The 18,636-nt window shown below is 52.8% G+C and carries 15 protein-coding genes and 6 pseudogenes; 10 read left to right on the forward strand and 11 right to left on the reverse strand.

What is annotated here, in order from left to right:
• Positions 1 to 728, reverse strand: a pseudogene (locus tag ACEWFR_RS20780) (NAD-dependent epimerase/dehydratase family protein); the annotation flags it as partial.
• An 85-nt stretch (positions 729 to 813) separates the two neighbouring features.
• On the opposite strand from ACEWFR_RS20780, the gene ACEWFR_RS20785 reads away from it, so the two are divergent.
• Genes ACEWFR_RS20785 through ACEWFR_RS20795 form a run of 3 tightly spaced genes read left to right on the forward strand, consistent with a single transcriptional unit; the run spans position 814 to position 3,346 of the window.
• Positions 814 to 1,275 carry an NUDIX domain-containing protein gene (locus ACEWFR_RS20785; protein ID WP_374062842.1) on the forward strand — a complete coding sequence of 154 codons (462 nt, stop codon included), beginning with the start codon at positions 814 to 816 and terminating at the stop codon, positions 1,273 to 1,275.
• A gap of 59 nt (positions 1,276 to 1,334) precedes the next feature.
• Positions 1,335 to 2,396: a GDP-mannose 4,6-dehydratase gene (locus ACEWFR_RS20790; protein WP_374062843.1), complete on the forward strand. Its 1,062-nt coding sequence runs from the start codon at positions 1,335 to 1,337 to the stop codon at positions 2,394 to 2,396.
• Positions 2,393 to 3,346: a GDP-L-fucose synthase family protein gene (locus ACEWFR_RS20795; protein WP_374062844.1), complete on the forward strand. Its 954-nt coding sequence runs from the start codon at positions 2,393 to 2,395 to the stop codon at positions 3,344 to 3,346. Before ACEWFR_RS20790 ends, ACEWFR_RS20795 begins: the two co-directional genes overlap by 4 nt.
• 270 nt (positions 3,347 to 3,616) lie before the next feature.
• Here the strand turns inward: ACEWFR_RS20795 and ACEWFR_RS20800 are convergent, their stop codons facing one another.
• From ACEWFR_RS20800 to ACEWFR_RS20810, 3 genes and pseudogenes are all read right to left on the reverse strand, one after another.
• Complete coding sequence (locus ACEWFR_RS20800; protein WP_374062845.1) at positions 3,617 to 4,102, reverse strand: 2-hydroxyacid dehydrogenase; 486 nt, start codon at positions 4,100 to 4,102, stop codon at positions 3,617 to 3,619.
• A gap of 34 nt (positions 4,103 to 4,136) precedes the next feature.
• Positions 4,137 to 4,262 (reverse strand): annotated as a pseudogene (locus ACEWFR_RS20805) (hypothetical protein); the annotation flags it as partial.
• 301 nt (positions 4,263 to 4,563) lie between these two features.
• Positions 4,564 to 5,256, reverse strand: a complete 693-nt coding sequence (locus ACEWFR_RS20810; protein WP_374062846.1) for a cytidylyltransferase domain-containing protein — start codon at positions 5,254 to 5,256, stop codon at positions 4,564 to 4,566.
• Between the two features lie 437 nt (positions 5,257 to 5,693).
• Between ACEWFR_RS20810 and ACEWFR_RS20815 the strand changes: the two genes are divergently transcribed.
• Positions 5,694 to 6,323: an FkbM family methyltransferase gene (locus ACEWFR_RS20815; RefSeq protein WP_374062847.1), complete on the forward strand. Its 630-nt coding sequence runs from the start codon at positions 5,694 to 5,696 to the stop codon at positions 6,321 to 6,323.
• Between the two features lie 71 nt (positions 6,324 to 6,394).
• Here the strand turns inward: ACEWFR_RS20815 and ACEWFR_RS20820 are convergent, their stop codons facing one another.
• From ACEWFR_RS20820 to ACEWFR_RS20835, 4 genes and pseudogenes are all read right to left on the reverse strand, one after another.
• Positions 6,395 to 7,864: an oligosaccharide flippase family protein gene (locus ACEWFR_RS20820; RefSeq protein ID WP_374062848.1), complete on the reverse strand. Its 1,470-nt coding sequence runs from the start codon at positions 7,862 to 7,864 to the stop codon at positions 6,395 to 6,397.
• Between the two features lie 107 nt (positions 7,865 to 7,971).
• A complete protein-coding gene (locus ACEWFR_RS20825) occupies positions 7,972 to 8,955 on the reverse strand; it encodes a glycosyltransferase family 2 protein (protein ID WP_374062849.1) in 984 nt (327 codons plus the stop codon).
• Between the two features lie 73 nt (positions 8,956 to 9,028).
• Complete coding sequence (locus tag ACEWFR_RS20830) at positions 9,029 to 10,303, reverse strand: hypothetical protein (protein WP_374062850.1); 1,275 nt, start codon at positions 10,301 to 10,303, stop codon at positions 9,029 to 9,031.
• Positions 10,304 to 10,368: 65 nt separating this feature from the next.
• Positions 10,369 to 10,547 (reverse strand): annotated as a pseudogene (locus ACEWFR_RS20835) (IS1595 family transposase); the annotation flags it as partial.
• Between the two features lie 2 nt (positions 10,548 to 10,549).
• Here ACEWFR_RS20835 and ACEWFR_RS20840 point away from each other — a divergent pair.
• From ACEWFR_RS20840 to ACEWFR_RS20865, 6 genes and pseudogenes are all read left to right on the forward strand, one after another.
• Positions 10,550 to 10,699, forward strand: a pseudogene (locus ACEWFR_RS20840) (IS5/IS1182 family transposase); the annotation flags it as partial.
• Between the two features lie 53 nt (positions 10,700 to 10,752).
• The gene (locus ACEWFR_RS20845) at positions 10,753 to 11,388 is read left to right on the forward strand and encodes an IS6 family transposase (protein WP_374062851.1); all 636 of its coding nucleotides are present in this window, start codon (positions 10,753 to 10,755) and stop codon (positions 11,386 to 11,388) included.
• 29 nt (positions 11,389 to 11,417) lie between these two features.
• Positions 11,418 to 11,594: pseudogene (locus tag ACEWFR_RS20850) on the forward strand (IS5/IS1182 family transposase); the annotation flags it as partial.
• 29 nt (positions 11,595 to 11,623) lie between these two features.
• Positions 11,624 to 11,833, forward strand: a pseudogene (locus ACEWFR_RS20855) (IS701 family transposase); the annotation flags it as partial.
• 31 nt (positions 11,834 to 11,864) lie between these two features.
• The gene (locus ACEWFR_RS20860) at positions 11,865 to 12,965 is read left to right on the forward strand and encodes a hypothetical protein (RefSeq protein ID WP_374062852.1); all 1,101 of its coding nucleotides are present in this window, start codon (positions 11,865 to 11,867) and stop codon (positions 12,963 to 12,965) included.
• A 148-nt stretch (positions 12,966 to 13,113) separates the two neighbouring features.
• Entirely contained in the window at positions 13,114 to 13,959 is an 846-nt protein-coding gene (locus ACEWFR_RS20865) for a glycosyltransferase family 2 protein (protein WP_374062853.1), read from the forward strand.
• A 22-nt stretch (positions 13,960 to 13,981) separates the two neighbouring features.
• On the opposite strand, the gene ACEWFR_RS20870 is transcribed toward ACEWFR_RS20865, so the two are convergent.
• The 3 genes from ACEWFR_RS20870 to ACEWFR_RS20880 form a co-directional block, all read right to left on the reverse strand.
• On the reverse strand, positions 13,982 to 15,157 hold the full coding sequence (locus ACEWFR_RS20870) for a glycosyltransferase (RefSeq protein WP_374062854.1): 1,176 nt from the start codon (positions 15,155 to 15,157) through the stop codon (positions 13,982 to 13,984).
• A 40-nt stretch (positions 15,158 to 15,197) separates the two neighbouring features.
• Positions 15,198 to 17,114, reverse strand: coding sequence for a hypothetical protein (locus tag ACEWFR_RS20875; RefSeq protein ID WP_374062855.1), 1,917 nt, complete (start codon positions 17,112 to 17,114; stop codon positions 15,198 to 15,200).
• 100 nt (positions 17,115 to 17,214) lie between these two features.
• Entirely contained in the window at positions 17,215 to 18,474 is a 1,260-nt protein-coding gene (locus ACEWFR_RS20880) for a sulfatase (protein ID WP_374062856.1), read from the reverse strand.
• Positions 18,475 to 18,636 lie beyond the last annotated feature (162 nt).

The following is an 18,636-nucleotide window of genomic DNA, read 5'->3' on the forward strand; positions in this document are numbered from 1 at the left end:
GTTCTGGCTGGTGCTGAGATTATAGCTGCCGTGGAGTTCGTGGTTGGCGGCAAGCTCAATGCCGCGCACAATGTCATCGACGTGCATGAAATCCTTCGTTTGGGTGCCGTCGCCTAAGAATTTTGGTTGTACGTTGTTCACGATCTGATGGGCGAACTGCGTAACGGTGTTTGCGTACTCGCCCTTGTGTACCTCGTTCCCGCCATATACCGAATAGACCGAGAAGAACCGCATGTCGGTGAGCGTCATGTCGTGATTGTTGTGGAAGCACTCCGCGTAGCGCCCCCGGGCGAGCTTCGATGCCTCGTACCCGGTGTGTGCCTCGGCGTCCATGGATTCCGGTGAGGGTTCGGTGGGGTCGTCATAAATCGAGGAGGGAGTCGCGTAGACGACTGTGTCACAGCCATCCTGTCGCGCCTGATCAACAGTGTTCACCAATCCCTCGATGTTGATGCGAGCAACCAGCGCGGAGTTCTTCTCATCATCTTGTAGGAAGAGAGCGCAGTAAGATGGAACACCACGTCGACGTCAGTCGGGAGGTTGGAATCGACCACGGATGTTTCGACGAGCCCGACCTCCTCGTCGAGGTTCTTTGGTGTTCCTAGGTAAATGTCGTCGTCGGCGATGACGTCATTCTGCTTCGCCAGATAGTTCGCGAGGTTTGATCCAGTGAACCACGCACCACCCGTGACGAGGACGCATTGATTTCCATACGCCCAGGTAACTATGGTGACACTAAATGGTTCCAATGTCGACGCGACTATCTGAGAAGAAATCGTTAGCGCTATACCACAGTGGGGCAACATATCGCCAATGACCGAGGGATGGATTCCGGAGGACGAGTGGCGGACAATTGTCGAGCATGCACCGATTGTTTCTGTTGATTTGCTCGTTCGTTTCAATGGGGGGCTCATATTCGGGAAACGCGAGAATGAACCGGCAGCGGGGTATTGGTTCATCCCCGGCGGGAGAGTCCAGAAAAGAGAGACACGCGAGGAAGCGGTTCATCGGATTGCTGGAGAGGAACTCGGTGCAGATGTCAGAATCATCGAATCCCTAGGCGCGTATGAGCATATCTACGATACCGCGGATGTCGACGGCGTGGGCGGAAAACACTATCTCGCGAACGGATTCGTTGTCGAAGCCGAATCCTCGAATCTAGTTCCAGACGACCAGCACTCGGACCTCAAAATCTTTTCCGAATCACCGGAACCCCTTCACGAGTACGTTCGGCAGTATCTGCAAGATGCATCGACCCTCCCAGAGTGGCCGTAATGACACTGCCGGCCAGGTTTTCAAAAGAAAAATAAATAAGGAGTCATTCCACCTATATTATGGAACTAGAGCCGCGTCTCTCTGAACGTCCTGTCTTCGTAACTGGTGCTGACGGATTCATCGGATCACATCTCGTCGATACTCTCTGCGAGATGGGTGCAAATGTCCATGTCTTCGTTCGCGCCACCTCAAGTGGGGAATTAAACAATATCCGACATCACGCTGAGAAAATAACCGTCCACCGTGGAGATCTCCGAGATAAACATTCTGTCCGGGAGGCACTTACAGCACTGCAGGGGACAGATGATGCGATAATCTTCCACCTGGGTGCGCAGGCTCACGTTGGCGAATCCTGGGATCGCCCCTACGAGACGCTCGACACGAACGTCATGGGGACCATGAATCTCCTCCAGTCGATCGTCGATCTCGATCTCGACATCTACAAGTTTGATACAGCAGGCACTTCGGAGGAGTACGGGAACGTGAACGAGGAGATGCTGGAGAAACACGAGTTCGAGGAGGACGGCCGCGTCATCCTCAGCGAGCGCTCACCGGTGAACCCGACGAGCGTCTACGCGACCTCCAAGCTCGCCGCGGACTTCCTCACGATGAACTACCACGACGCCTACGACGTGCCCACCGTCACCACGCGGATGTTCAACAACTACGGACCCCGGCAGAATCCCCGGTACATCACGGGTACGATCATCACGCAGGCGCTGGAGCGGGACTTCGTCGAACTCGGGAACCTGGAACCGAAGCGCGACATGTGCTTCGCGCAGGACGGCGTCCGGGGCCACCTCCACGTCGCCCTTGAGGGCAACCCCGGAGAACAGTACGTCTACGGCTATGGCGAGAACATCTCTATGCAGGAGTGGACCGAGATGATCCTCCGCATCGGGACCGAGGAAGGCTACTGGGACAACCCCGAGATTGTGCAGGACGAAAGCCGCTTCCGGCCGGGTGACAGCGACGTCGAGGAACTCCTCGTCGGGCACGAGAAAATCACAGAGGAGACCGGGTGGCAGCCTCAGGTTTCCTGGGAAGACGGCATTCGGCGCACCATCGACTGGTACGCCGCGAACCGAGAAGCATGGTTCGGGCGGGTGGACTGGCGATGAGTTCGGACTACTGGTCCGGGCGGACCGTCATGGTCACCGGGGGATCGGGTTTCCTCGGCAGCCACCTCGTCGAAGACCTGGAGTCCCGGTCGGACGACGTCGAGGTCTTTGTCCCCCGGAGCAGCGAGTACAACCTGCGGGAGCGGGCCGACATCCGCCGGGCGCTCTCCCGCTCGGGCGCCGACACGGTGATTCACCTCGCGGCCACCGTGGGTGGCATCGGCGCGAATCGCGAAAACCCGGGGAAATACTTCTACGAGAACGCCATCATGGGCATCGAACTCATGGAGATGGCGCGGAAGTTCGACGTGGACAAGCTCACTATCGCGGGGACCATCTGCTCGTACCCCAAGCACACCGAGGTCCCGTTCTCCGAGGACGACCTCTTTGATGGCTATCCAGAGGAGACGAACGCCCCCTACGGCATCGCGAAGAAGGCCCTCCTCACGCAGTCCCGGGCCTACCGGAAGCAGTACGACTTCAACAGCATCTATCTGATGCCCGTGAACCTCTACGGCCCCCGGGACGACTTCGACCTGGAGACGTCCCACGTCATCCCGGCCATCATCCGGAAGTGCATCGAGGCCCGGGACGCGGGCGAGGACTCCATCACCGCCTGGGGCACTGGGACGCCGACCCGCGAGTTCCTCTACGTCGAGGACGCCGCCGATGGCCTACTAGACGCAACGGAAACCTACAATAAGAGCGACCCAGTGAACCTCGGGAGCGGCCACGAGATCAGCATTGAGGACCTCATCGAGTTAATTGCGGACCTCACCGGATTCGAGGGCGACATCAAATGGGACACCTCGAAACCAGACGGACAATCACGACGACGGCTGGACACGAGTCGGGCCGAAGAGGAATTCGGGTGGCTGGCGGATACTCACCTTGAGGAGGGGCTGAAAGAGACCATCGAGTGGTACGAAGCGAATCGACCGGTCGAGTGACGTGGCGGACGCACAGAGGTATCGACTCGGAGAACTCCGATAGCCTTCGTTGGAGTGTCGTTTCTTCGGTGCTGGAGGGGGAGAGATTTGTACGGTGGCGGCTCCGTCCAATCGGAAGCCTGTAGCAACTCCAGTACCTGTCTACGCCACTCCACAATAGTCCAATACGGTCGACTGAGGACGTGCCGTCAAACGATCAGCCTGGTGACCGGCGTTATTCTCAATAGGGCTTCTCGATGAAATTATCGGCGGCGCGTTCGTGCATACGATTCACCGCTTCCGTCGTATTCTGGACGTTGCGTGAACCGAGGATGACCGAGTCCAGGTCTGCCAGTGGATCGACCGCGACGAGGGGTTCCTCTGTGACACGTCGAGCGCCGCGCCGACAATCGTCCTACTGGTCAATGCATCGACCAATGCTTCTTGATCGATAAGTTGTCCTCTGGCAGTGTTGATGTGGTACCCCTCCGTTCCGAGTTTCGCCAACTCGTCGGCACCGATCAGTTCACGGGTTGCCTCCGTCAACGCGCAGTTGAGACTTATGACGTCCGACCGCTTGAGAAGTTCGTCGGTGCCGACGCGCTCGATGTCGATGTCTGCGACCAGATCGTCGGGGAACGTTTCCACGTCCGTGTCGAGGACGGTCATCCCGAGCGTGTGGGCGCGATGGGCGACGGCGGCAATGATGTTTCCGACACCGATGACGCCGAAGGTCGTCCCCGCAAGCGAGTTCCCCCCGGGGACACGCCCAGTCACCGTCTCGAACGGCGTGGTCGATACGGTGTAGTTCCCGTGTCAGCATAATCGCGTACCCGATGACGACGTCCGCGACTTCGTCGTTGAACGCCCCGGGCGTGTTATACACCTCGACGCCGTGGTCCGCCACTGCCTCGAAATCGATGTTGTCCGTCTCGATTCCCTACTTGGAAATGACCTTCCGGTTCGGGGAGGATTTGATGACGTCCCGTGTGAGCTCGTCGTCCCCGGCGAGAATTCCATCGCACGAGAAGAGTACCTCTAGAAGTTCCTCCTTGTCCAGTTATTGGTCGACATCGGCGACGTCGTAGACCCGGTAGTCCCTGCCGTCCAGGGACTCGGAGGTAGCTGTCATGCGTCAATGGTGCCCAATGAGCTACAAACGTTTCTCCTCGCCAGGCAGTAAGCGGCCTGGTCTTCACTTGGCTCTCCAGCGTGGACACGGGTTCCTTCTCGGACAGTTACCGGTCCGTTGCCTCGTTGTACGCCGGGTTGTCCCCATACCAATCCCGGTGGAGGTACTCGGCCACACGGAAGTCGATGGGTTGGTCGATGTCGATTGCCTCTTTCGCATCCATCGAGAACATCCGTGGCCGGTCCCCGATCCGGTTCTCTCTCTGTTTCACGGAGTCCTGCGTGAACAGATAGATGTTCGAATTCTCCTCGTAGACCGGGTCGAGATCCTGGGTACGCTGGAGTTCGTCGCGCTCGTGATTGATCGGGCGTGTCTCCCCGTCCCAGAGCCGGGTCTGCATCGGCGTCACGGAGAAGAGCGAGTCGCAATCGTCGTCCTCGAGGTACATCGAAACTGCCTCACTGATCGTCGACGACCGGAGAAGCGGATTCGTGCAATGTGTCTGGAGGTAGAGGTCCGCGTCGACGGTCCGCACGTCGTGAAGGATGATGTCGTTCATCGGGACCCGGTCGCCCTGGAGCCGTTCCGGACGGTCGATGACCGTGGCGCCGAACTGTTCGGCTTCTGCTGCAATCTCGGGGGAATCGGTGTTCACCACGAGTTCGTCGACCTCCGGGGTGGCCCGGAGCGTGTTCAGAATCCAGTGACAGAGCGGACGGCCATTGAAATCCCGGAGGTTCTTGTTCGGCACCCGTTCGCTGTGCCCCTTCATCGGGACGAGCGCGGCCAAGCGAGGCATTATGGCCGGCAACTCAATCAACAGAAATCAAGCTTTGGATGCACCGTCACCGCCGGAGGGAGGGCAATGGATAGTTAGCGTGGTTTTGCAATAGGCATCATCGGCGTGGGAATGTAGTTATGGCCGCGATATACACCGATATTCAAGATTGTGGCTCACCGCATATGCTGGAAGAAGTCCTCAATGACGTTGATCGGTGTTGGGCAATACTCATAAACCAAGGTCTAGAATACATCTGCAATGCCTAACATAGTTGAACGCCGGTCCCAACCAACCGATGCTAAACCGATTTGTAACAATCGTAGGCGTAAATGGGTTCTAAATGCCATTCATAATAAATGAAAATGAATATAAGCTCGTTCATCCGCCGCGCAGTTGGGATGAGGGATACGGAATACCCAACGGTCCGACTGGTAGAACTGGACGGACATTCGTCTGTGTTCGAGGTCACGAACCAAACCGAGGACTATCGCGTATCAGTGTTTGGTGGCGAGCGCGAGCAAATCGAGCAGTTCCTCAGATTCGTTTCTGCGGACGATGTCGTCTGGGATATCGGCGCGAACGTCGGTGTATACAGTATTTTTGCTTCCCGGACCGGTGCGACAGTCCACGCATTCGAGCCCGACCCGGGTTTCTGCGAACATCTCCGTCGTAACGTGTACCTGAACGGTCAGGAGGTCACCATCCACGAGACCGCGCTTTCGGACGAAACGGGCACGACGACACTCTACACCGATGGGACCGCCGGCACATCACCCTCCCTCTCCGATACCGAGGAGAACCGCGATGAGGTGACGGTCGAGATGGGGCGTGTGGACGACATTGACGACACAGCCTGGCCCGATGTCGTGAAAATCGACGTCGAAGGCGCTGAAGCCGCCGTGGTTAGGGGGTTTGGCGACCGACTCGCAGAGATAGAAACCCTATTCGTGGAGCTCCACCCCGAGATGCTCCCGGGATTCGATTCATCGGTCGACGAGGTGCGAGAGCTCATCGAGGCGCATGGATTCGAGCCAACCCTCGAACAGCGCCGTGAGGAGCAATTTCACGTGATCTACCAACAATAGAAGGGGAGCAAAGGAAGGACTCGTGCAGTACCGAGAGATGGGGAAGTCCGGGGCCACCCGGCCGGTTCGGATTACCCGAACCTGGACCGGACCCTGGTAGCGGCCCCCCGGATGGCGGCCCACTCTTCGTTGTTCCAGAACCCTGCAAATGTTATCAGGACGAAGAACGCGGTGAAGATGATCACTCGGACAGCAACGTTGAGACCCAGTGAAAGGACTGGCAACGCCATCTCGCCGACCGTCAACGCTAGTAACACGCCGACCAAAATTCCGGTCCGGCGGAGTTCATAGGGAACCCGGTTGAGTCTTTGAGAGTACACGAATACCGCAATCGCCAGTACGAGATACGCGGCCAACGTGCTCAGTGCCGCACCCGTAATGCCGAACGGCGGGATCAACAAGAGGTTCAAGCCGATATTCACCCCCGCAGCGGTGATGGTGAGTAACGGGACAATTCGAGTATTACGTTGCGTCTGGCTCAACACGTTCATCGGGACGTAGTACAGCGCAACCGAGAAGAAGGCTAGGCCAAGCCACGGTATAAGATCGATCGCGGCGTGGTAATCCATCGGGAAGAATGCCCGGATGACCGCTGGGAGGAACAGTATCATTCCAAGTGCAGCCGTAGCGGAGAACAGCAGGTAGTATGTCGCCGTCACGGGGAGACGTTCGAACGCGTCCCGATTGTCGCCAGCACGAGCGAATTCGGGCATAATCGCGCTGTTTGCAGAGGTAACCACCATCTGGAGCGCCTGGGCGAGCGTATAACCGATCGTGTACACGCCAACCGCTCCAAGGGACCCCAGTCTGGTGAGCAGGACACGATCGGCCATGCTGATGATAAAATGGGAGTAGAAATGGGGGAACAGGGGGACCGAATAGACAAGGGCTTCGCGAAGTTTTTCCATGGAGAATCGGGGGATGACTCGCCGAAGAATGAAGGTGAGGCCACCTGCTCCGACGATGACTGCACCGGCGAGGGATCCGAGCAGGTACCCTGTGACACCGAAGGAGAACCCGACAATCAGGATGAGTCTCACGAGGTGGTTGCTCAGGTTCTTACCGGAGTCCATCAGGACGAACCACTCGGCCTCTTCTGCCGCCTTGAACCTGTGTTTCGGGATCACGTGAAGCACCGCAGTGATGGCGGTTGCCAACAGGATGATTCGCAGATATGGGTCGTATATCGCTACACCGAGTAATCGCTCAAAGAACCATGGGCCGAACAACTCGAACAAGACGAGCCAGCCGACGGATAACAGAACGATGAAGGCAAAGAGCGTCGTATAGAACTCCTCCCGTTCCATCCCCTCGTAGCGATGATAGAAGTTGAACGCCGCCGCATTCAGGCCAATCGTGAACAGATGGCGGGCGCCATTTCCGACCAATAAGGCCAAGCCGATGATCCCGAAGTTTGCCGGCGTGAGGTACTGTGTGTAGACCGGGTAGAGCGCAAATCCGATGACCGCGACACCAATCTTTCCGCCAGAATAGATGCTCGTCAACCGAAATAGATTCTTCAGGTGGTCTACGTCGAGCATGATTGTCAGATGTTATTCTAACGGCGTACTACTCCGACGACGGGAACAAGAACGAGATAGGGCTGTGAGAAACGGCGGGACCCGGTCTTTCATACACGTTCACCCGCTTATTCCCCCGCCCCATCCAGCTTGGAGTACTCGATGCGTAGCCCATCCTCTTCGCGCTCCGAATCGCCTGTGCCAGCATCCTCCCGTGGATACCCGTTCTCGTCCGGATAGTAGAACCGCCGCCACAAACGGTCTGAGACGGGTTTCTCCCGTCCGAACCCACGGTAGGTCCCCCAGAACTGCATCAGGCGGAACCGGGGAATCTCGATGATATTCCCTGGAAGTTCACCCTCGTGGGCCGCCGCGAGGTAGTCCGTAATCGTGTTGTAACTGAACATCTTGAGGAAGTCCCAGAAACTGAACTCCTGGTCGGGGAAGATCTGCTTATGGGCTATCGCCTCGCGGCGGTAGCGGTTGTAGACCTCCTTCGGGGATTCCTCGTGCACGTGAATTATCTCCGCGTCGCTAGCATAGGAGATGTTCCAGCCCGCGTCCTGCACCCGCTTCGCCCAGTCGAGGTCCTCGAGCCCGGTCAATCGCTCGTCGTAGTGGAACTTTTCCCAAACCTCGCGACGAATGGCGGCGTTCGCGTTATTGCAGAAGGGGGAGGACTGGTACTCGACGTCCTCCTCGGGGAACCATCGACGGAAGACTCGCTTCTCGGGGTACTTTGTCACCTCGTTCCCGCGCTGCTTCCCGTACACGAGCGCAACGTTGTCCTCGAACTTGGCGAGCAACTGTTCGAGCCAGTCTATGCGGGTCGGGTAGACGTGTGCACTCGCGAACACACAGAACTCGCTGTTGGCCGCCTCGCAGCCATAATTAAGCGCGCGGCCGAACGAGAACTCCTCCGGTGAGATATACACAATCTCGTCGACGGGATACTGCTTTGCCACCTTGAGGGTCCCGTCGGTGGATCCAGAGTCGACGAGGATCACCTCGAAGTCGTCCATTCGCTGTTCGAACACACCGTGCAGGAGCTTTTCAATATGCTCCCGTTCGTTGTAGCAGCGGATGACGATCGACGCTCGCGGCTCAGTCATCGTAGATTTGTTACCACAGGCCGCGTTTAACTACTTCGGAATCTGCACGTTACGGTTGCTCGTCAGTAAACCTCTAGTGAAACGAGGTTGGGTCAACCTTCCGTTCATCGAGACATGGAATATAAGAGTTCGTGAGATTCCTGAAGTGCTTGCCGTCTACCTCGCCGTACTTGATCATCTCAGTGAGCGTCTCGACGTGCTGGTCGTAGTAATCCTCGTACACGCGGTCACGAAAGAAGGATGGATGTGTCTCCGCGACGGTCTTCATCAACTCGTCGTCGTACTGCGCCGTGTCGCTGTGCTCCCAGAAGTAGGACTCGTCCTCCTTCCGGCCGTCAGCGCCAACAATCCGGATGTCTTCAGTCAACGACATCGCGATAGGGAGCATGAAGAGAGTCATGATGTTGTGGGTTCCCATCACCTCAAGACGGTTGTGGGACGGATAAACTGGGCTCTGTGCCGACACGGGGTCCAATCCTATGATCTGGTCGCTCAATTCAGGATAGTGTCCTACGAAGAGACTCTGATACTGCTTCGGAATAACGGCGGTACAGTTGTAGCGCTCTAGCACCGCCGCCGCGTCATCGCGAAATTCGTGGGCATACTTACTCGGACCGAAGTGAAAGACTGGATCTGCGAAGACAAGAATGTCCGGCTGAAGGTGATCTAATAGGTTCTCGTTTCGAACGATGCTATTGCAGATAATCGAGAGGGCGTCGCTGGGGATGTTGAAGTCGAACACGTTATCTAGGCTTGGCCCCGTCCCGAAGACGTATGAGGTGGACGTATCTTGTGCTTGGCGTTCGAGTGCGCGGAAGTTTTCAGCCGACGAGTCCTGAACCTGGGTTCGTATCTGGTTGGTCATTTGCTTCCACGTTTCGGACTCAGCTAGCGAGTAGTAGGCGGGATCGATAATCTCCACTTTCCCGAGACGCCGAAGAGTCGTCCGATCGATGCGATGGGTTTTGTCCCAGACAATAATCTGGTCTGTCTCTTCAGCTAGAGTGTCTACGGCAGTCAGTTCGTGGACTGTGACAGGAAGCCGCTCTGGGCCGTAATCACTCTGAGCATCGGGGGTTTCCATATTGCTGGTGGACAATGAAGACGTGGCGGCCAAGGCATGTACTTCGAAATCTTCGAAGGAATCAGGGGGTAGATACCAGGCCAGACGATTCAGAACGTCAACGAATTGCTCCGGATCTTCGAATGCCGGATAGAGAAGTACAGATGATATACCTTCCCCTGCTTCTGGGAACAGCCCCTTTGCCTTACGAAACACGAAGTGTGACGCTGCCCGCCACTTAATCGCGAGCAGATTCCGAGAGGCAGTGGCAATAGTGTCCTCCATCAGTTCGTATCAATCCTCTCGGGTATCTTATTAGTAACGCTCTTGTGGCGTAGATTGTTGGTGAGTTAGAATGCTGTTTCAAGGATGGTTTCAGCGCTTCTTTCCATGGTTTTTGGAAAACTTTGCGGCGAAACTGGAACGCTCTGAGATACGGCGTAAGTCTGTCTTTGGAGACGCCTTGATGCGGCGAGAGCCACCGTCGCTGACGCGACGCGTGGCTCTCGCTGGTATTCACGTGCACATCTCGATACAAAGACTGGGCCGCAGATCGTCCGCTGGAACGCGGACAACCGACTATCCGCTGCTGCCGACAAAACGTGCCACAACTGGGTCTCGAAGTACGATTTCTACGCACTGGGCGTCAAGCCACTCATCTTAGAACTTGGGTCAAGGCCGGGCGCTGTTCAGATAAGGTCTGAAAAGCGAGGCGGTCAGAATTCTAGGTGTCCATGCCCGAATTCAGCCGCCTCACCGGCTCTAGTAGCGGCGTTCAATTAGATTTTGTGGAGCGAGAGGCGACACCGCGCGAGCTGATGCGATTGAGTATCCAGCTCCATTTGTCGGGATTATCACTCTCGGATACTGTTTCTGTCTTAGAGAGATTCGGTGTCGAGCGGGCGAGATCGACGATCCATAATTGGGTACAGAAAGCCAATCTACAGCCGACAGCCGGGAAACAGCCGGATCACGTTGCGCTCGACGAAACTGTGATCCAACTCGACGATCAGCGCTACTGGCTGTATGCTGCTGTCGATCCCGAAACTAACGGATTTCTCCACGTCAAACTTTATCCAACGCGTACAACCGCACTTACTGAGATGTTTCTGAGGGAACTGAGAGAGAAACACGATGTCCAAGACGCCGTGTTTCTCATCGATTCAGCCCCATGGCTCAAAGCTGCACTCCATCATCTCGGACTCCGATTTCGATACGAAAAACATGGAAATCGGAACGCCGTCGAACGTCTTTTCCAAGAGATAAAACGAAGAACCTCACAGTTTGGAAACTGTTTCAGAAACGCCGATCCAGCAACTGTTGAAACATGGTTGCAGAGCTACGCATACTGCTGGAACCAGCTAATCTGAACAATGACTGGCCGTTGACGCGAGGATACAACGCACTCATCCACGCAAAAGGCTATTCTCAGCGCTGGATGGTCGAGGCTTTGTACTCGACAACGAAGCACTCACTCGGCGAGGCCGTGCGAGGGCTGGGCTGGTACCGACAGATCCGTGAAATGGTCATGATGTTTGCCATCTCGAACATAGAACCTCTTTGTGAACCGCTCTAACCGTATTTCAGCATCTATTTAACACGACAATTCGTCTTGATCCTGAGTCGAGCACCTTGGGGACAGTTCGCTCGAAAGCGTCATCGCTTCGAACGAACCTCGAACACTCCCTGAAAGAAGCAGTCTACAACCTGCTCTCGTGGGATCGGGACTACGATGATCGTGGCGTCGATGACCTCATGGAAGAGATTGACCACCTCCTCGTTCACTCAACTGCGGACGCTAACGTGCACAGATGAATTTATTAGTGAAGGGTTATAGTACCTAGTCATGCTCGATGGTCAGATCTCGCTTTTAAAACGCGGGGTAGAGAACCCCGAATATATACCACGGTTTCTTTACGGGAAATTGTTAGCGCCATACACGGAACTGTATCGTCGTCATCACAACATTCCGAAACAGAAACCGAGAATTTTGGATTTCACCTCGCAAAATGAATTCGTTATCGTTATTCTTGACGCTTGCAGATATGACTATTTCGAGGAGGAGTATCAACTATTCTTTGATGGAAACCTCGAGATGGCCTGGGCTTCTGCCTCGTGGACCGGGGACTATGTAGAGAATATTTGGACGGAGGAACACGACCTATCGTATATCACCGCCGCGCCACACATCTCGGATTTTTCCGCGAAAAATAGAGGTCGTCAGTACCGCCCGTCTGAACACCTACGAGAGATTATCCCTGTCTGGGACACCGACTGGTCACCAACTCTTGGTGTGGCTCCTGCAAGCGCCGTTACGGAGAAAGCCCTCTGGAGAGCGCAAACACAGGACAACACTCGGCTCGTCGTCCATTATATGCAACCCCACTCCCCATTCATCGGAGATCGCCAAATTCTACCATGGGGACTGGACAAAAGCATGAGTGAACGAATAAACCCAAAGGAAGCCATTCAGTCAACGGGAGAATTTAATGGGACTCAAGAGCAATTGCCCGACGAAATAGGACTTGAAGAAATTCAGGAATACAATCTAGGAGCCAAGGAACTCGAGAGCATGGGAATGACGCTTCCTTCGGAAACAATCAAATCTCGTGTGGAGTCCGGGGATATTTCAGTCAAAGAACTTCAGGCGGCATATCGTGATAACTTACGATACGTATTAGCAGAGGTTAAACGACTCGTGAATAGGGTGGAGTGTCCGGTTGTTGTCACTGCCGATCACGGGGAATGTCTCGGTGAAAACGGGAGGTTCTTCCATCCAGATATTCCAATACCCACGTTGCGGAAGGTACCTTGGTTCAGAGTTTCGGACGATGAGATTGGGATTATACCCGTTCAAGATGGTGATGTGAGTGAATATGAATCGGAAGAGGCACCGGATGAACAGGAGATTAAATCAAGGCTCCGGCAGCTCGGGTACGTTGATTAGTATTCATATCCCATAGTACTCTTTCGACCCCCGGAACTCACGTTCGGTGATCATAAAGAAGGCGAACCGCAAAATAGAGACTCGTGGTTTTGGCATAAATACAGCCAGAACCAATGAATTATGACCCCGCTTTCCATCTAGTGAATACATGTCGAAACCCCTCGTGTCAATTGTAACCCCCTCATATAATCAGGCAGGTTACATATCGGAAACGGTGGAATCCGTGAAAATGCAGACGTACGAAAATATTGAACATATCATCGTAGATGGTGGCTCCAATGATAACACGCAGGAGATTCTCTCAGAGTACGATGAGAATCCGTCAATACGTTGGGTTTCGGAGTCAGATGATGGCCAGGCCGACGCCATTCGTAAAGGCTTTGCAATGTCTGAGGGTAAAATTCTTGCCTGGATAAACTCCGATGATTTATATGTAGCCCGAGATGCCGTCGAAACAATCGTAAATATATTTGACTCATATCCGAATGTTGATGTTGTATCTGGGGACGGAATGAGACTCGGTCAGAATGGAGAATATAGAAAAGTGCTCCACAAACCCCGTCGGTACGCGAATAAGACGTATTTAGAAAAATCAGATACTTTGCTACAACCAGCTACATTTTGGCACTACGAAGTCTGGGATAAGGTCAATATCAATCCTTCATATCGATACGTGTTTGATTGGGACTTATTTGCTCAAATGGCGAGACGTGCGAACATCCTATCCATCAGTAAAGTGATCGCAGGGTATCGAATACATGAGGGGAGTAAGACAGTCAGTGGTAGAGCAGAACGTATAAGAGAAATTCGTGAATTGACTGGTAAGAATTTGGGACAGTCCTCTTGGCAGTACGGACTCATATCTCTTTATTACTTTGGGATGATAGGGGCAAATTATTTAGGTGAAGATATTTCGGAGTCGTTTTATAAATTCATGAGGAAAATATCACTCATAGTCCAGTATACGTTAGATCGACGCGTCATGTCAATTTGAGCTTGAACTCTCCGATTGGATGCTATATAGACATCAACACCCCCTCAATCCTACCGGAAATCCCCCTAACTGAACACTCCGATTCTATCCACTCCCGGCAAGCATTAGCTCTCCTCTCAACGAGGGGTGAATCATCAAGAACCTTCCCAATCGTGTTAGTTAACGACTTAACCGAACTACCACCCATGATCAGCTTGTCGTGGAAGTGGGCGTCTATGCCCTCAATGTCGGTCGTCACGACGTAGTTTCCGGTAGCCATGAAGTCCAGAAGCTTCGATGGGAAGGTGTAGCGGGTGATGTCTTCTGCGGGGTCCTGGGGGTTGACGAGGATGTCAGCCGACACCAGCCGATCTCGATAGTCGTCCCACGGCAGAGTGCCGAAGAACTCGATTTCGGCGTGGGTGCAATCGACGATTTCAGACTCGATGTGGGCGTGCTCGCTCTCGGAGCCGTAGCCACTCATCCAGAACACGACATCGTCCCGCTCCGCGGCGATGCTATCGGCCAGACGGACGAACTCGCTCGCTCCGCGGACCCGGTCGAGTGCCCCGGCGTACATGATGACGTGCTCGGATTGTTCGTATGATGGCGAGGGCAGTTCCGCGGGCATCCCGATCGATGGCGGTCCGTATACCACGGTGGTGTTGTCGGTCTCGAGACGGGACGCCAGCATCTCGTTTGCACAGATGCCGCCATCGACGAGCCCATCGAACCGACTCGTAAGTCGGGCAACCAACCGCATCACGATGTGGTCGTGGTGAACGAGTCCGTCTTCGTACTCGATAACGAGGGGGATGCCTTGTGTGAGCCGGAGTACGTAAGCGGGAAGGACGGCCTTCCAGGAGAAGTTGTAGAAGACGACGACGTCGTAATCGCTCCTGTACGCCATCAGGAGCGCCCAGATAGTCGTTGAGATGCCGAGGACGATGAAGTTCAGAAGCGGGATGTCCACGGTTGGACTGGTTCTGATTGTGACATTCGTTTCGGGATGCTGGTACGCCCGTGCTCCGTGTAGGGAATACGAACCGTTCGAGAGGAACATCGGCGAAAGCACGTCCACGTCGTGGTTCGTTCCGAGGGCTTTGACGACGTTCGTTCGCTTGTTATTCCCCGCGAGAGAGTAGGAGATATCGTAATCAGTTGCGATTTCATCCGTAATCAGCGTCCCAATATAGAGAATTGATTTTGAACTCGTCATATTTACGAAACCCTATGAATCGAACCAGTAAATACCAGTATTATGTGTTATAGGCTTCACTCTTATGGTTCGGTTGGAAGGCGATTGTCTCTCCATTAGAGTATAATCGGTTGTCTTTTGCTTTTTCGGGAGATCTAACAAATACGAAGGCGCGACCACCCAATGCGAAGCTGTTTGATGCGGCAACCCCGGTTCTATTTGATAGTTCCGAATATGTAATTATGGCTCCTCTTTCGGTATCGGTGAGATTTACGATTCCGGTAAGATGACTCGTTTGCTGGACCGGAGGCCTCTGATATGAATGTGGGGCAACATATAATTGATTCGAAGTATACTGTTCGCTCCACAGATCTCCCGCTATACGTTGTTCTGTTTCGAACTTTTGATTGTGTGGCAAATCTTCAGCGACGGGAGACATAACTTCACTTGCAATTGGCGAAGCAAGGCCAGTAATAGCGAGTGAGGCAACAAGAACGATGACAAGAATACGGCCACCATGAATAGAATAGTTATACCAGTTAAGAAATGCACGATCCTCAATTAGATATAGAGAGACAGCGGCGCAGATATTGAATCCAAATAACACCAGATAGGCATAGAATCGCTGGGGTTGTGTGTCTGCGGTGTTTCTTAGAAGACTAATAATGATTAGGAGAGATAACACTGTAAGCCAGAAGATTACAAGATCAAACTCCCACTTTTCTTGCTGAAACATCCAAACAGCACCAAATATTGCGATAGCGAATAAGATGGTCTGAACTAATGTGCTCGCAATCAGTACTTCAAGGACGATACCTGAATAACGGCCAGGGCCACCGGTAGTAGTCGTCGTGAATAGAGATAGGATTAGACCTGATATCCGACCCAACAAGGGCCCCATATGTATGGGATTACCTATCATCCCCAGTACATATGCGATGATAAACGGGAGAACAGTCCCCCTTGGGACGCGGTCATACTCAAGTATAGGTGTTTTTGCTAACAAGATGAATCCAGCAATAGCACTTAAAAGGACCAGAGCAGCACCGGCGCTAAAGCGGTGCCCAAAGATTATTGCTGGCATTACTACAAAGCCCATAGCAGCCCATTTCCACCTTTCCAACCGGGTATTGGTATTGTACAAATAAATTGAAATAAACGCAAGGAGAAGAATAAGAGCATAAAAATAATTGAGTTTGTTAGGGTGCATTCCTCGCCGGAGCATCCAACTGGATATTGCGAAAATTAAAGCAGCATACTGTGCTATTTCTCGTCTTACTACAGGCATAACGTAGTTAAGAAGTGAAATGATTGGTATTGTACAGACTAGTAATAAGGTAGAGAGAAAATAGTACCCCATTTGTGCTTGTTTCCCAATAACCAATGTAAATACAGTCGCATGAGATATGTGCCCCATATAAATAGAAAGACCGGACGGAATCACTCCGGTTGAATAAATTTCAGTGATCGCAGGCACATACCTGTAGTGAGTGTCGAAATTGAACATACCTGCTGGAAACAGTAGTTGGCTACTCCAATACGTGAAAAATGCGAGAATGGCAATTTGAGGAATAATTCTCGTATGGTTTTCTCCCCTTGCAATTTGATATGCTATAAACATCGCAAATAAGGCAAAAGCAAGATATACCCAAGTAGGACGTTGATATGTAGCGTCTCGAAGTCCTATGAGAATGGTTATAATGTAACTACAAGAAACGATGATCGGGATTTGAATTCGGAGGTGTGGAGAGTCATTCAAAAACTGATCTGAACTCTTTCGGTTACTGCTGGAGATAGACCATAATACTGCCAAAAAAGCGCCTATCGTCATCCCCAAAATAGGACCTACGACTGACCAGAACCTAATTGATATAAATAGATAGAGAAGAGCCAGGCTACCTGCCAGAATGATGCCGCCAGAGTGAACTCGTAGCATACGTAAACCTATACGGAATTTTTTTTGTAGAATATGGGTCATAATATTATCCGTGGGTATAAGGGTATGGAACTACATATCGGTGTTGATCCTACATTATGAAGTATGGTTAAGGAACCTGGAATATTTATTAATGTGGCAGTCATTCTTTATATCCGAGTGCAGACAGTCTGCGTTTCATTTCTTCATTATTGACTTCAGCAGAGTCAGCATTATTAATACAAGTAACCCTGCTTGAAATAAAATCGCTCAATTCATCTGTGATCCAATCGGGCCCCTCTTCAAAAATATCAATTTCCTCAGTGTTTGAATTCCATTCGCCCATAGCTCTGCTGTTTACAGTTCGAGCCGCGAAGCGAAACACGTGGCTCTCAGATTTCTCTCCGCGTGCTTGGGAAAACACGACTCGTTCTTCCGGTGGATCACTAAGCAGGGAAAATAGCGATTCCCCCGGGCAATCTACACTAATCCCCACGTAATCGAAGATGGTAGGGGCGATATCCAGCATCGAGACTGGAGTATTGCTATATCTAGCCGCGTTTATTTCTGGTGATTTGAGTAATAATGGGACGTATGTAAGTTCATCGTGGAGATGACGAGGATGTTCGTAGTAGCCGTGTTCTCCGAATGCATCCCCGTGATCTGCCGTGATGATAATAAGTGAGTCCTCTAAAAGATCCCTTTCTTTCAGCTTTGCTAAAAAGTTCTCAATTTGCGAATCTGTGTACCGTATCTCTCCATCGTAGAGATTAATCAGAAACTCCTGTTCTGAGTCCGTGACGGATTGTGGATCCCTGACAGCTCTCAGATAGAGTCTCTGGGCTTTTCTATCACTAATCGACCTGTCCTCAAAGAGTTCTCTGAACTCGGAAGGGGGCTCGTATGGCCCGTGGACATCCATATAGTGATTCCAAAGGAAGAAGGGATTATCCTCCTCCCGGTCATCAATCCATTTGAGTGACCGCTCGTTTATACCGTCAGCCCTCACATAGTGCTTGTTACGGATTTTGTCGAGAGCCCGCTGAGCAAGCGCGATCAGCTTGTTCTTTCCAAAGTGGAGATCATCGTCATACGTATCAAACCCGTCGTCAGTCCCGAATGCCCGAGATGCATACGGGTTAGAGTGAAACGCAGCGGTGGAATATCCTTCCTTGGAGAGGGTGGATGCGATTGTTTGTGTATCTAATTTGTAGTCAGACCCGATAGCGGTATCAGGATATTGACCAGTAATCAGGGCTGGGACGGCCTCTCTCGTGTTCGAACTCGCGCTATACGGGTACTCAAAGAAGACGTTCGAGTCAGCAAATTCATCTAAGAACGGGGACGTCTCTCTTTGATACCCGTAACAGGAGAGATGATCTGCTCGAAGTGCGTCTACGGAAAGGAGAATGACGTTCTTCATGATCGTCTGGCAAATTTTAGTGTAAGATTCGATGTTTGCCCGTTCCGCATGAATATATCCGTAAGGCGGCGAACTATAGTCATACGGGAGACGTTTCCTTGAATCCTAATAAACGTAGTGTATCCCGTCACGGCAGGTCTATACACAATTAAATCACCGCCC

The organism is Natrinema sp. H-ect4 (assembly GCF_041894845.1).
Lineage (GTDB): Archaea > Halobacteriota > Halobacteria > Halobacteriales > Natrialbaceae > Natrinema.